This is a genomic window from Methylobacterium planeticum, assembly GCF_008806345.1.
GTDB classification, from domain to species: Bacteria; Pseudomonadota; Alphaproteobacteria; order Rhizobiales; family Beijerinckiaceae; genus Methylobacterium; species Methylobacterium planeticum.
Genome location: NZ_VZZJ01000021.1, coordinates 1 through 12,708, shown reverse-complemented (window position 1 = coordinate 12,708; position 12,708 = coordinate 1). Strand labels below are relative to the sequence as shown.

The following is a 12,708-nucleotide window of genomic DNA, read 5'->3' as shown; positions in this document are numbered from 1 at the left end:
ACTCAGGGGCGGGCCGACTCAGGGGCGGGCCGACTCAGGGGCGGAGCAGGACCTTGCCGACCGCCTCGCGGCGCTTGAGGATCCCGAGCGCTGCGGCGTAGTCCGTCATCGGGTAGACGCCGTGGACCTTGGCGCTGAGGCGCCCCTCGGCGACCCAGGCGAGGAGCTGGCGCTGGTTGGCCCGGTGGGCCTCGGGCTCCCGCTCGACGAAGACGCCCCAGTGCACGCCCTGGACGTCGAGCCCCCTGAGGAGCACGAGATTGAGGGGGATGCGCGGGATGTCGCCGGCCGCGAAGCCGACGACGAGGAAGCGGCCCTTCCAGGCGAGCGCCCGGAGCGCCGGCTCGGCGTAGGCGCCCCCGACCGCGTCGTAGACGACGTCGACCCCGCGCCCGCCGGTGAGGCCGCGCAGGGCATCCTTCAGGGTGTCGGGGCTGTACACGAGGGTCTCGTCGGCCCCGTGCTGGCGGGCGATGGCGAGCTTCTCCTCCGAGGAGGCGCAGGCGATGACCCGGGCCCCCATGACCTTGCCGAGCTCGACCGCCGCGAGGCCGACCCCGCCGGAGGCGCCCAGCACCGCCAGCGTCTCGCCGGGCTGCAGGCGGGCGCGGTCGCGCAGGGCGTGTAGCGAGGTGCCGTAGGTGATGGTCAGGCCGGCCGCCTGCTCGTCGCTCACAACCTCCGGTACGGGGGTCAACCGGGCCAGATCGACCACGACCCGCTCCCGGCAGGTGCCGAACGTCTCGTGGACGATCACCCGGTCGCCGACCGAAATCCCCTGGAACAAATCAAGGTCTCGGCGCCCATCGTCATATGAACTTCGTTCAACGTCATATGACGTCCGCCCCGGATCCTCCGGGTTCCGTCCACCCGAACCCAGCGCCTCCACCACCCCGCAGGCCTCGCCGCCGGGCGAGAACGGCAGCTCGGGCTTGACCTGATACCGGCCCGCGATGATCAGCGTGTCGAAGAAGTTCAGCGCCGCCGCACGGACCCGGACCAGCGCCTGGCCGGGCCCCGGGACGGGGTCGGGCAGCGTCTCGATCGACAGGTCCTCGGGCCCGCCGAGCCGGGTGCAGAGCAATGCCTTCATGGTGCGCCTCCACTGATCTCGGCCGCGCTTGCACACCGAAAACCGCGTCGCCGCAAGGCTCGGGGGCAAATCGCGCGTCAGGTCCGGGCGTAGGTGCCGGTGATCTGGCCCTTGGCGAGGACGCGGCCGGCCATCGCCCCGAGGAGCGCGCCGCGTCCCGGCGAGGCCGCGAGGTCGAGGGTGCCGTCGAGGGCGTAGACCTGGAACACGTAGCGGTGCGGGCCGTGCCCGGTCGGCGGGTCCGGGGGCAGGTACTGGTCCTTCAGGAAGCTGTTCTTGCCGAGAGCGTGATGCGCCCCCGGACCGTCCGGGCTCGCCAGCGCTCCCTCCGCGAGGCTGCCGTCCTGGCCCGCGAGGTTGAAGACGATGAGGTGCACCAGGGGTTTCGGCGTCGGGCTGTCGGCGTCCTCGGCGAGGATCGCGACGCTGCGGGCCTCCGTCGGGATCCCGCTCCAGGCGAGCGGCGGCGAGACCTTGGCGCCGTCCTCCGTGAAGCGGGCCGGCATCGCCGCCCCGTCCGCGAAGGCCTCGCTCGTGACGCGCAGGGTCGCGGGGGCGTCCGCGAAGGCGGCGTGGAAGGCGGTCTTCTCGAGGCCGGCCTTGAGGCCGGACAGGGCCTCGCCGACCGCGTGGGGCAGCTTCTCGAGCATCGTTGTCTCCTGTCGTGAACCGGTCAACGACAGGAGGTCGCCGCCGGTTCAGGCCGGGCGCTCGGCCGCGATCATGTAGTTGACCGCGGTGTCGCGGCTGAGGCGCCAGGAATCCCCGAGCGGGTTGTAGGCGACGCCGGTCGTGTCGGTGACCGTGAGGCCGCCGGCCTCGACGGCGCGGGTCAGCTCGGCCGGCGTGACGAACTTCTCCCAATCGTGGGTTCCCTTCGGCAGCCAGCCGAGGACGTACTCGGCCCCGACGATGGCGAGCGCGAAGGAGCGCAAGGTCCGGTTGATGGTCGCGGCAAACATCAGCCCGCCGGGCCGCACGCCCTCGGCAACCCGGCGCAGGAAGGCCGGCATGTCGGTCACGTGCTCGACCACCTCCATGGCGAGGACGATGTCGAAGCGCTCGCCGGCATCGACGACCGCCTCGATCGTCTCGGCCCGGTAATCGACGCGCACGCCCTCCGTCTCGGCATGGGCCCGGGCGACCCGGATGTTGGCCGGGGCCGGGTCGAGGCCGGTGACCTCGGCGCCGAGGCGCGCCAGCGGCTCGGAGAGCACGCCGCCGCCGCAGCCCACATCGACGATGCGCAGGCCCTCGAGCGCGAAGGGCGCGCTCGGGTCGCGGCCGAAATGCCGGCAGGCCGCGTCGCGGATATAGGCGAGGCGCACCGGGTTGAAGCGATGCAGCACCCGCATGGGTCCGCGCTCGTCCCACCACGTCGCCGCGAGGCTGTCGAAGCGGGCGACCTCGTCGCGGTCGATGGAGGAGGCTGTCTGTGGGCTCATCGATTCTGCCGGACTCCGAAGGATGTCGCGCCGGCGCGAAGCCGCCGGGGGCGCAGCCGTGCCGGACCTCCCGGACGGGCAGCTCTGCGATTGACACGCTGAGGCACCCCTTGTACCCGCCGAAGCCCGGCCCGGTACAGCCGCATCCTGCGGTCCGGGCCGCGCGAGCCCCGCCTCGTCTGCGGTGCTCCCGATCAGGTTCGACGGCAATCGACGCGGACGCGACATGCCCCGTTTGGTGATGAAATTCGGCGGCACCTCCGTCGCCAACGTCGACCGCATCCGCAACGTGGCGCGCCACGTCGCCCGCGAGGTCGCGGCCGGCTACGACGTCGCCGTCGTGGTCTCGGCGATGTCGGGCAAGACGAACGAGCTCGTCGGCTGGGTGAAGGACGCCAACGGCCTCTACGACGAGGCCGAGTACGACGCCGTGGTGGCGTCGGGCGAGCAGGTCACCTCCGGCCTCCTGGCCATCGCCCTGCAGAAGGACGGCATCAAGGCCCGCTCCTGGCAGGGCTGGCAGGTCCCGATCGAGACCTCCGCCGCGCACGGCTCGGCCCGCATCGCCGGCATCGACAGCACCCGCCTCGACCGGGGGTTCGAGCGCGGCGAGGTCGCGGTGATCTCCGGCTTCCAGGGCCTGCACCCCGAGACCGGGCGGATCACGACGCTCGGGCGCGGCGGCTCCGATACCAGCGCGGTGGCGGTCGCGGCCGCCATCGGGGCCGAGCGCTGCGACATCTACACCGATGTCGACGGGGTCTACACCACCGATCCCCGCATCGTGCCGAAGGCCAAGCGCATGGAGCGCGTGACCTTCGAGGAAATGCTGGAGATGGCCTCCCTCGGCGCCAAGGTGCTGCAGGTCCGCTCCGTGGAACTCGCCATGGTGCACCGGGTGCCGACCACCGTGCGCTCGAGCTTCGATCCGCCGGACGCCGCCCGTCCCGGCACCCTCATCTGCGACGAGGACGACATCGTGGAACAGCAGATCATCACCGGCATCGCCTTCGCCAAGGACGAGGCGCAGATCACGCTCCGCTCGGTGAAGGACAGCCCCGGCGTCGCCGCCGCGATCTTCGGGCCGCTCGCGGACGCCAACATCAACGTCGACATGATCATCCAGACCGTGTCCGGGGACCAGTCGACCACGGACATGACCTTCACGGTGCCGGAGGCCGATTACGAGCGCACCCGCACCATCCTCGACCAGCAGCGCGAGACGATCGGCTACGGCCAGATCGAGGGCGCCACCGAGGTGGTGAAGGTCTCGGCGATCGGCGTCGGCATGCGCAGCCACGCGGGCGTCGCCGCCAAGGCGTTCCGGGCCCTCGCCCAGAAGGGAATCAACATCCGGGCGATCACCACCTCCGAGATCAAATTCTCGGTCCTGATCGATGCGGCCTATACGGAGCTTGCCGTTCGCACGCTCCACTCGCTATACGGCCTCGATCAGGCTTGAGCCTCCCGCGCCGGGGCGACCGACGCGTTGCCTTGCTGATCGGTTTGGCGCCAAGGTTGCACGGGTCGCCGAAGGTTGGATTGACGAGACGATGCCCGCTGCGCCCGGAGGCCCGCGCCTGCTGCTGCGCCGCCTCCGCGAAGCGATGGCGGAGTCGGTCAGCCCACAGGCACGCCTGGACCGCATCGTCGTCCTCATCGCGGCCAACGTCATCGCCGAGGTCTGCTCGGTCTACGTGCTGCGCGACGACACCACCCTTGAGCTGTTCGCCACCGAGGGCCTGAACCGCGAGGCGGTGCACCTGACCCGGATGCGCGCGGACGAGGGCCTCGTCGGCCTGATCGCGCAGACGGCCGAGCCGCTCTCCCTCTCCGACGCCCAGTCGCACCCGGCCTTCTCCTACCGTCCGGAGACGGGCGAGGAGGCCTACCACGCCTTCCTGGGCGTGCCGCTGCTGCGCGCCGGCAATACGCTCGGCGTGCTCGTCGTCCAGAACAAGACCTACCGGGTCTATTCCGAGGAGGAGATCGAGGCGCTCCAGACCACCGCCATGGTGCTGTCGGAGATGATCGCCTCGGGCGAACTGCAGGGCCTGGCCCCGGGCGCCGGCTCGGCCGCGCGCCGGGCTGTGAGCCAGCGCGGCGTCGCCCTCGCGGAGGGGATCGGGCTCGGCCACGTCGTCCTCCACGAGCCGCGCATCGTCGTGAAGACGCTCATCGCCGAGAACGTCGAGCGCGAGGTCGAGCGCCTGGAGGAGGCGATCCAGGAGGTCCGCTCGGCGATCGACGACCTCGTGGAGCGCGGCGATTCCATCGGCACGGGGGAATCCCGCGAGGTGCTGGAGACGGTGCGCATGTTCGCGCACGACAAGGGCTGGCTGCGCCGGATGCGCGAGGCCGTCGTCTCGGGCCTCACCGCCGAAGCCGCGGTCGAGCGGGTGCAGTCGGACAACCGCGCCCGCATGCTGCGCCAGAGCGACCCTTACCTGCGCGACCGGCTGCACGACCTCGACGATCTCGCCAACCGCCTGCTGCGCCAGCTCATCGGCCCGGAGGCGTCGGGCCGCGGCAGCACCATGCCGGAGAACGCGATCCTGGTCGCCCGCTCGATGGGCCCGGCGGCGCTCCTCGATTACGACCGCACCAGCCTGCGCGGCGTCGTCCTGGAGGAAGGCGGGCCGACGAGCCACATCGCCATCGTGGCGCGGGCGCTCGGCATCCCGGCGGTCGGCGAGGTCGCGAACGCGACCGCCCTGTGCGACGCCGGCGACGCCATCATCGTCGACGGCGTCGCGGGCGAGATCCAGGTGCGGCCCGGCCCCGAGATCGAGGCGGCCTATGCCGAGATGGTGCGCCTGCGCGCCCGCCGGCAGGAGCAGTACCGGGCGCTGCGCGACGTGCCGGCCGTGACCAAGGACGGCGTGCGCATCGGCCTCCACCTCAATGCCGGCCTGCTCGTCGATCTCGGCCACCTGCCGGAGACGGGGGCGGAGGGCATCGGGCTGTTCCGCACCGAGCTGCAATTCATGGTGGCCGAGCGCATGCCCTCGGCGGCCGAGCAGCAGAGCCTGTACGAGGCCGTGTTCGCCGCGACCGGCGACAAGCCGGTGACGATCCGCACCCTCGATATCGGGGGCGACAAGATCCTGCCCTACATGCCGAAGCTCGAGGAGGAGAACCCGGCGCTCGGCTGGCGGGCGATCCGCATCGGCCTCGACCGCCCGGCCCTCCTGCGGGTGCAGCTCCGCGCGCTCCTGAAGGCCGCGAGCGGACGCCCCCTCAAGATCATGTTCCCGATGGTGGCGACCGTCGACGAGTTCGTCCGGGCCAAGGCCATCGTCGACCGGGAGAAGGCGCATCTGCGCCGCCACGGCCACCCGCTGCCGAGCGATTGCCGGCTCGGGGCGATGATCGAGGTGCCCTCCCTCCTGTTCCAGATCGACGAGATCGCCGAGGCCGCCGACTTCCTGTCGGTGGGCTCCAACGACCTGATGCAGTTCCTCTTCGCCGTCGACCGCGAGAACCGCCGCGTCGCCGACCGCTTCGACCCCCTGAGCGCCCCGGCGATCCGCGCCTTCCGGGTGATCGCGGAGCACGCGAGCGCGGCCGGCTGCCCGGTGACCGTCTGCGGCGAGATCGGGGGCCGGCCCCTGGAGGCCATGGCCCTGATCGGCATGGGCTTCCGCGACCTTTCCATGTCGCCCGCCGCGATCGGGCCCGTGAAGGCGATGGTGCTGAGCGTCGACGCGGCGGCTGTGAAGGCGGTCATCGACGCCGAGATGGCGCGTGCGAGCGGCGGGGCCTCCCTGCGCCCGGCCCTCCTGGCCTTCGCCAAGGCCCACGGCGTGCCGATCTAGGCGGTCTCGGACACCGCGCCCCGGCGCCGGGACGCAAGGGTCGCGGTCCTTCCCGGTGCGCAGCCGGCGCCCGTCGTTGCGGCGGCCCCACTCCCGGGCTAGGTAGCGTCGAATTTCCACCACCAGCGGGCAGAGGGCCGGCGCGGCCTGACGGCAGGCCCCGACGACACCGTCCGCGAGTCAGAGTATCACCCGGGCGATGACCCCACTTCCTCCCGATCGCCTCGACGCCATCCTGGTGCGCCACGACATCGCGACCGCGACGCTCAGCGCCGGCTCGGCGGATTCCGACACCTTCGTGCAGCTCTCGCGCGAGCTGGCGGAGCTCGATCCGGTGGTGGCGGCGATCCACGCCTACCGGCAGGCCGCCGCGAACCTCGCCGACGTGCAGGCCCTCATCGACGAGCCGGGCAGCGATTCCGAGATGCGGGCGCTCGCCGCCGACGAGAAGCCCGAGGCCGAGGCGGCCCTCGAGGCGGCCCACCGCGCGCTCCAGCTCATGCTGCTGCCGAAGGACGCGGCCGACGAGAAGAGCGCGATCCTCGAGGTCCGCGCCGGCACCGGCGGCGACGAGGCCGCCCTGTTCGCCGGCGACCTGTTCCGCATGTACGCGAAGTACGCGGAATCGAAGGGCTGGAAGGTCGAGGTGATCTCGGAGAGCGAGGGCACGGTCGGGGGCTATCGCGAGGTGGTGGCCGAGGTGAAGGGCCGCGGCGTCTTCGCCCGCCTGAAGTTCGAGAGCGGCGCGCACCGGGTGCAGCGGGTGCCCGACACCGAGACGCAGGGGCGCATCCACACCTCGGCCGCCACCGTGGCGGTGCTGCCCGAGGCGGAGGAGGTCGACATCGTGATCAACGATGCCGACCTGAAGATCGATACGATGCGGGCCCAGGGCGCCGGCGGCCAGCACGTGAACAAGACCGAATCGGCGATCCGCATCACCCACATGCCGAGCGGCATCGTGGTCTTCGTCCAGGAGGAGCGCTCCCAGCACAAGAACCGGGCGCGCGCCATGTCGCTGTTGCGCGCCAAGCTCTTCGACGCCGAGCGCACGGCCAAGGATTCCGCCCGCGCCGCGGATCGCAAGGCGCAGGTCGGCTCGGGCGACCGCTCCGAGCGCATCCGGACCTACAACTTCCCACAGGCACGGGTGACGGACCACCGCATCAACCTCACCCTCTACAAGCTGGAGGAGGTGCTGGCCGGGACCGCCCTCGACGAATTGGTCGACGCCCTCGTGACCGAGCATCAGGCCGAGCTCTTGGCGGCCGAGGGGATGGGCTAGGGCCGGCGCGCATGCCGAGCGGGACCGCCTCGAACCTCGCGCCCGACCTGTCGCTGCGGCAGGCGATCCGCGCGGTCGAGGCCGCGATCGCGCGGGCGCCGGTCGCGGCGGGGCCGGGCGACGCGCGGTTCCTCGCGCTGCACGTCCTCGGCCTGACGGCCCTCGATCTCGCCCTGCGCGGCGACGCGCCGATCGGCCCGGCGGGCGCCGAGCGCCTCGCCGAGGCGATGCGGCGGCGCGCCGCCGGCGAGCCCGTCGCCCGCATCCTCGGCGAGTGGGAATTCTGGGGCCTGCCCTTCCGCCTCTCCCCCGAGACGCTGGTCCCGCGCCCCGACACCGAGACCCTGGTGGAGGCGGCGCTCGCCGCGATCGGGGATTGCGGCCGCCCGCTGCGCATCCTCGATCTCGGGACGGGCTCCGGATGCATCCTCGTCGCCCTCCTGACCGAGCTGCCGCGGGCCTTCGGGCTCGGGCTCGACCGGTCCTTCGGCGCCCTGGCGACCGCTCGCGGCAACGCCCGCCTGAACGGCGTCGGGTCCCGGGCCGGTTTCCTCAACGGGGATTGGTGCGCGAGCCTTGAGGGGCCCTTCGACCTGATCGTCTCGAACCCGCCCTACATCCCGCGCGGGGTGATCCCGACGCTCTCCGGCGAGGTGCGCGGCCACGACCCGGCGCTCGCCCTCGACGGCGGCGCGGACGGTCTCGACGCCTACCGGCGGATCCTTGCGGGGGTCACGGCGGATCCCCATTTCCTGCATGCGGATGCGACTTTGGCCGTCGAGATCGGGTTCGATCAGGCGGCGTCCGTCGCGGCACTCGGACGCGAACGCGGTCTCGATCCCGTGGCGATCCGCCGTGATCTGGCGGGCCATGACCGCGTGGTGGTGTTTCACCGCGGCAAGCGCGCCGAAATTGGGCCACGAAGTTAGGTCAAATCCCGGTCCGGACTGAAAAAAAGCTTGTTGCGCCGGGTCCAAGCGACTAGGGTTGGTTTGCAGATCGCGAACGGTCCGTTAAGACGGATAGCGGTAAGGTCGGCGACGACCCATTCCGCCGAGTTCGCCGATCTCCTCACCACCGAGCCGACGCGTTTTTCGAGATCGCGATGCAGCTTGGTGAAATTCGAACCTGACAATCGAATGGCGTCCTGGACGCAAGCGTAGGCCCCGATTGGACGGGACGGCCGGAACGGCACACGGATCACGGACCATCGACTGTGGGCGGCCGGACATCCGGCTCCGCTCATCGGCCGAGCCCCGGACCGATGCCGTTGAGGGAACAGTCGCAACACCAGACGCGCCTTTTGCACGAGCGAGGGTCAATCGAGACCGATGAGACCAAACCAGAATAGACGGATGCGCGGCCGCAACCGGCCCAAGGGTCCCAATCCGCTGACGCGCTCCTACGAATCCAACGGCCCCGACGTCAAAATTCGCGGCACTGCCCAGCACATCGCTGACAAATACGCCCAGCTCGCGCGCGACGCGCAGGCTTCCGGCGATCCGGTCGCGGCCGAGAATTACTTCCAGCACGGCGAACACTATTTCCGCATCATCTCGGGTGCGCAGGAACAGAACCGCCAGCAGGCCGGCGCGGGCTACGCCCGCCAGGGCTACGAGGACGACCTCGACGAGGGCGACGACGAGGGCCAGAGCGGCCCGAACGGCCAGGGCTACAACGGCTACGCCGACGATTACGGCGACCCGGGCCAGCAGCCGCAGCCCTACGAGAGCCGCAACGACGGCAACGGCGACAACCGCCCGCAGAACCGCGAGCGTCCCGAGCGGCGCGACCGCTTCCAGAGCCGCAACGACCGCAACCAGCGCTTCGACAACAACGGCAGCCGCTTCGACGGCGCACGGTCCGACCAGGGGCGGCCGGACGGTGGGCGCCAGGATTATGCCCGTCAGGACCAGCCGCGCCAGGATTACGGCCGCCAGGACCAGCCCCGCGGCGAGTCTCGCTTCGAGGGCGGGCGCAACGAGTACCAGCGGCCGGAGCCGGTCCGCCAGGAGAATCCTCGGCAGGAGAACCCTCGGCACGAGAGCGCACGCCAGGACGGCCCCCGGCAGGAGACGCAGCGCTCCGAGGCTCCGAGCCGGCGCGAGCGCCGCCGCGAGGAGCCCTCGCCGCGTCCCGTCGCGGAGGAGCCGAGCGCGCTGCCGGCCTTTCTGATGACGCCGACGCGGGCGCCCGCCCCGAGCGAGCCCGCCGCCGAGCTGCCGCTCAACGGCGGCTCCGCGCATCAGCAGGAGGCCGGACCGGGGGACGACGACAGCGCGCGCGCCGCGCCGAAGCCCCGCCGCCGCCGTCGACCGCGCTTCGAGGGCACGGAAGGCGCCGAGGGCGCCCCCGCCGCCGGCACGCCCGTGGATCCCACCGAGTAGGCGGGATCAACCGCGAACAACACGATCGAACCGGCCGCCCTCGAAACCGAGGGCGGCTTTTTTCATGACGAGGGGACAGGCGCCCCGGGCGTCAGGGTCCGGAAGGCCGAGCCCCAATCGCGAAAAGCCGCGACGCGATGCAGGATCCGGCGATCCCGCCCGGCTTCGCCGAAGGGTGCGAGTTCCCAATCCCAGAGCGCGTCCGGGATCGGCAGCACGGCGCCGTGCATCAGGTCGAGGCGGTCCGTCTCGCGCCCGGCACGGTCGTCCTCGCGCTCGAGCGTGTCGGTGATCAGGCAGACCCGGGCGGGCAGACGCGCGAGTGCACAGAGATGCGTCTCGACGATCCGCCGCCCGAGATGGAGCGGCACGGGACGCCCGCGCGCCTCGAACCAGTCGATGGGCAGGATCGGGAGTTGCGACAGGAGGTTGGCCGATACGACGAAATCGACGTCGGGTCCGGAGCAGATCCCGGTCAGGTCCGCATCCGTGATCATGTCCTCGCCGCCGCCCAGCAGGAGGCGCGTGCCGCTGATATCCGCGGTGACGTGGTCGACCTGAGGGTAGCGCCGCGTTTCAAGTCGCGCCGTCCAGGGATGGACGGTGTCGACGAGCCTGACGCGATCGAAGGCGGCGGCGAGCTCCCGCAGGGGAACATCGTCGAGGAGCCCGGAGCCGAGCACGATGGCGGTCCGGCGTCGCGGCAGGTCGGCGAAGGCCGCGATGATCGCCGCGCGCGCCCGGCGCTTGTGCGGCTCCCAGGCCGCGCGGCAGCGCCGCGAGCGGGCCAGCAGCGAAACGCTCTCGCGGACATGCCCGAGCAGGCGGTGCCGGAGCGGGGCCGACATGGTCAGGTAGAGGGCCAGTTCGAGCAGCACGGGATGCGTCCTCGGCACCGCGCCGGCGCGCGTCAGGCGACGTCGGTGCTCTGAGCGTGATCGCGCGTCGCGGTGAACCGGACCACCCGTTGTGCCGTCGTCACCGAGAGCGCCTGGAAGGCCTCGAACGCGCCGTTCATCTCCTCGGGCAACGGGGGCTTGCCGGGTTTCGACTGGATGAAGTGCTTGAGGGTTCCCCATCCGAACCGGACCGAGCGGATCAGGAACAGCAACGGATCATAGGCCTGCGCCTCGTAGGCACGAAACACCATCTCGGGCGGGACCGCCGCCGCGCGGGCGAGGGCGACGAGGGCGTCGGAGACCTTGCCCGCGTCGACCCAGGCAACGATCTGTTGCTCGCTGGTTTCCTGAGCCGCGACGGCCTTCCGGGACACGACAGCCCCGTCCGTGCGCGCGCGCCGGGCTTCGGGGCCGGCGAGATCGCGGGTCGCCGTCGTCAGGGCCGCGTCGACCGCGTCGGGGGCGAACTCGCCGATCAGGCGCTCGGCCGCGCGCGATTTCGCGATCGCCAGGAGTTGCGCCATGTGGTCGGGCGGGATGTCGCGGCGGATCTCCAGGATCTCGGCGAGCGCCGCGTCGAGGCGCGCATGCGCCGTCAGGGCGGTGAAGCCGGCCTCGGAGAAGCGGGCGCCGGTATTCCCGGCGACGGAGCGCACGACCTCGCCGTCTCCGCGCGTCACCAGCACGTCGGTGACGCGCTCGCTCAGGCGGCGGCGACGGGACAGGGCGTAGAGGTGATCCTGTCCGCACAGGTGCGCGACCCGCACGAGGGTCGCGTCGGCGATCGGCTGTCCCCGCGCCAGCACGGGCGCCGCCACGGAGGAATCGGGATCGAGCGCGAGGTCGTGCAGGACGTGTTCGGGGCCCTGCGTGATTCCCGCGAGGGAGCGCGCGAGCGCCGCGCGCGCGAAGGTCTCGACGTTCTGCGACAATTTCAGGATGACGGTGTCGAAGGCTCGCACCTGCTCGATGTCGAGCGCCGCGGCGCGATCGGTGAACAGGCGGGTCATTCGGCGGAGCATCTCGACGCGCGTCGTCGGATCACCGTTCGCGATGGCGCGTTCGACCTCATGAGCGAGGGATGCAAACATCTTCATCACGAACGCGTGGGGACGACGACCGAAGGACCTTATCGGAAAGAGGTTTACGAACTCCGCGGCGTCGCCGCGGATGGGGCGGGCCGGCGGACCGGAACGGAAGCAGCTCCGCTTCGTTTGATGGTCGCAACCCCCTCCCCCGGAGGTTCCGTGTCGAACATCGTCCGCATTCTGCTCGCTATCTTCCTGCCGCCCGTCGCGGTGCTGGTGACGGAGGGGATCGGGCTTCAGTTCCTGCTTAACATCCTGCTGACGCTGCTCGGAGGGGTCCCCGGCATGATCCACGCCATCTGGATCATCATGCGGTCGCGCTGAGGCGGCTCCCGGCACCACGACGCCCCGCCCCGAACGCCGAAGGCCCGCCGCGCGTGAGCGTGGCGGGCCTTCGGGTGTTTGGTTGCGGGGACAGGATTTGAACCTGTGACCTTCAGGTTATGAGCCTGACGAGCTACCGGGCTGCTCCACCCCGCGCCAAGGGCGCTCGGCCTGCCGACCGGCCGGGCTCCCGCGGGCGGGAGGCCACGAGCCGGGCGGCGGGCCGATCCTTTTCGGATCGTGTCGATCCGACAGGATCGTGTCGAGGGAATCCTCATGGCCCGGCGCTCCTTTGGCGAGTGTGGGCGTCCGGCGATGTGCGCTGGGCAGGTCTGGCGGCGACCGACTCTCCCGTGCCTTGAGGCACAG

The 12,708-nt window shown here is 71.4% G+C and carries 11 protein-coding genes and 1 tRNA gene; 6 read left to right on the top strand and 6 right to left on the bottom strand.

Annotated features, from left to right (window positions below; all coding sequences use genetic code 11):
• Positions 1 to 34: 34 nt before the first annotated feature.
• The 3 genes from F6X51_RS20290 to ubiG form a co-directional block, all read right to left on the bottom strand.
• Complete coding sequence (locus F6X51_RS20290; RefSeq protein ID WP_150965495.1) at positions 35 to 1,093, bottom strand: NADPH:quinone oxidoreductase family protein; 1,059 nt, start codon at positions 1,091 to 1,093, stop codon at positions 35 to 37.
• A gap of 77 nt (positions 1,094 to 1,170) precedes the next feature.
• Positions 1,171 to 1,743 carry a YbhB/YbcL family Raf kinase inhibitor-like protein gene (locus tag F6X51_RS20285; protein ID WP_150965494.1) on the bottom strand — a complete coding sequence of 191 codons (573 nt, stop codon included), beginning with the start codon at positions 1,741 to 1,743 and terminating at the stop codon, positions 1,171 to 1,173.
• Positions 1,744 to 1,791: 48 nt separating this feature from the next.
• A complete protein-coding gene (ubiG, locus tag F6X51_RS20280) occupies positions 1,792 to 2,538 on the bottom strand; it encodes a bifunctional 2-polyprenyl-6-hydroxyphenol methylase/3-demethylubiquinol 3-O-methyltransferase UbiG (RefSeq protein ID WP_150965493.1) in 747 nt (248 codons plus the stop codon).
• 226 nt (positions 2,539 to 2,764) lie between these two features.
• Between ubiG and F6X51_RS20275 the strand changes: the two genes are divergently transcribed.
• From F6X51_RS20275 to F6X51_RS20255, 5 genes are all read left to right on the top strand, one after another.
• Positions 2,765 to 4,000 carry an aspartate kinase gene (locus tag F6X51_RS20275; RefSeq protein WP_150965492.1) on the top strand — a complete coding sequence of 412 codons (1,236 nt, stop codon included), beginning with the start codon at positions 2,765 to 2,767 and terminating at the stop codon, positions 3,998 to 4,000.
• Between the two features lie 91 nt (positions 4,001 to 4,091).
• Positions 4,092 to 6,356 carry a phosphoenolpyruvate--protein phosphotransferase gene (gene ptsP, locus F6X51_RS20270; RefSeq protein ID WP_150965491.1) on the top strand — a complete coding sequence of 755 codons (2,265 nt, stop codon included), beginning with the start codon at positions 4,092 to 4,094 and terminating at the stop codon, positions 6,354 to 6,356.
• A 199-nt stretch (positions 6,357 to 6,555) separates the two neighbouring features.
• Positions 6,556 to 7,641, top strand: coding sequence for a peptide chain release factor 1 (gene prfA, locus F6X51_RS20265; RefSeq protein ID WP_150965490.1), 1,086 nt, complete (start codon positions 6,556 to 6,558; stop codon positions 7,639 to 7,641).
• Between the two features lie 11 nt (positions 7,642 to 7,652).
• Entirely contained in the window at positions 7,653 to 8,570 is a 918-nt protein-coding gene (gene prmC / locus F6X51_RS20260) for a peptide chain release factor N(5)-glutamine methyltransferase (protein ID WP_150965489.1), read from the top strand.
• 426 nt (positions 8,571 to 8,996) lie between these two features.
• Positions 8,997 to 10,028, top strand: coding sequence for a DUF4167 domain-containing protein (locus F6X51_RS20255; RefSeq protein WP_150965488.1), 1,032 nt, complete (start codon positions 8,997 to 8,999; stop codon positions 10,026 to 10,028).
• A 62-nt stretch (positions 10,029 to 10,090) separates the two neighbouring features.
• Here the strand turns inward: F6X51_RS20255 and F6X51_RS20250 are convergent, their stop codons facing one another.
• Complete coding sequence (locus tag F6X51_RS20250; protein WP_150965487.1) at positions 10,091 to 10,906, bottom strand: hypothetical protein; 816 nt, start codon at positions 10,904 to 10,906, stop codon at positions 10,091 to 10,093.
• Positions 10,907 to 10,938: 32 nt separating this feature from the next.
• Complete coding sequence (locus tag F6X51_RS20245) at positions 10,939 to 11,937, bottom strand: DUF2336 domain-containing protein (protein ID WP_210250327.1); 999 nt, start codon at positions 11,935 to 11,937, stop codon at positions 10,939 to 10,941.
• A 207-nt stretch (positions 11,938 to 12,144) separates the two neighbouring features.
• Between F6X51_RS20245 and F6X51_RS20240 the strand changes: the two genes are divergently transcribed.
• Positions 12,145 to 12,339 carry a YqaE/Pmp3 family membrane protein gene (locus tag F6X51_RS20240; RefSeq protein ID WP_210250328.1) on the top strand — a complete coding sequence of 65 codons (195 nt, stop codon included), beginning with the start codon at positions 12,145 to 12,147 and terminating at the stop codon, positions 12,337 to 12,339.
• A gap of 79 nt (positions 12,340 to 12,418) precedes the next feature.
• Here the strand turns inward: F6X51_RS20240 and F6X51_RS20235 are convergent.
• Positions 12,419 to 12,495 (bottom strand) — tRNA-Met (locus tag F6X51_RS20235).
• Positions 12,496 to 12,708 lie beyond the last annotated feature (213 nt).

Excerpts from the sequence above, each read along its gene's own strand:
- F6X51_RS20290 (WP_150965495.1), bottom strand. The coding sequence starts at position 1,093 with ATGAAGGCATTGCTCTGCACCCGGCTCGGCGGGCCCGAGGACCTGTCG.
- F6X51_RS20285 (WP_150965494.1), bottom strand. The coding sequence starts at position 1,743 with ATGCTCGAGAAGCTGCCCCACGCGGTCGGCGAGGCCCTGTCCGGCCTC.
- ubiG (WP_150965493.1), bottom strand. The coding sequence starts at position 2,538 with ATGAGCCCACAGACAGCCTCCTCCATCGACCGCGACGAGGTCGCCCGC.
- F6X51_RS20275 (WP_150965492.1), top strand. The coding sequence starts at position 2,765 with ATGCCCCGTTTGGTGATGAAATTCGGCGGCACCTCCGTCGCCAACGTC.
- ptsP (WP_150965491.1), top strand. The coding sequence starts at position 4,092 with ATGCCCGCTGCGCCCGGAGGCCCGCGCCTGCTGCTGCGCCGCCTCCGC.
- prfA (WP_150965490.1), top strand. The coding sequence starts at position 6,556 with ATGACCCCACTTCCTCCCGATCGCCTCGACGCCATCCTGGTGCGCCAC.
- prmC (WP_150965489.1), top strand. The coding sequence starts at position 7,653 with ATGCCGAGCGGGACCGCCTCGAACCTCGCGCCCGACCTGTCGCTGCGG.
- F6X51_RS20255 (WP_150965488.1), top strand. The coding sequence starts at position 8,997 with ATGCGCGGCCGCAACCGGCCCAAGGGTCCCAATCCGCTGACGCGCTCC.
- F6X51_RS20245 (WP_210250327.1), bottom strand. The coding sequence starts at position 11,937 with ATGACCCGCCTGTTCACCGATCGCGCCGCGGCGCTCGACATCGAGCAG.
- F6X51_RS20240 (WP_210250328.1), top strand. The coding sequence starts at position 12,145 with ATGGTCGCAACCCCCTCCCCCGGAGGTTCCGTGTCGAACATCGTCCGC.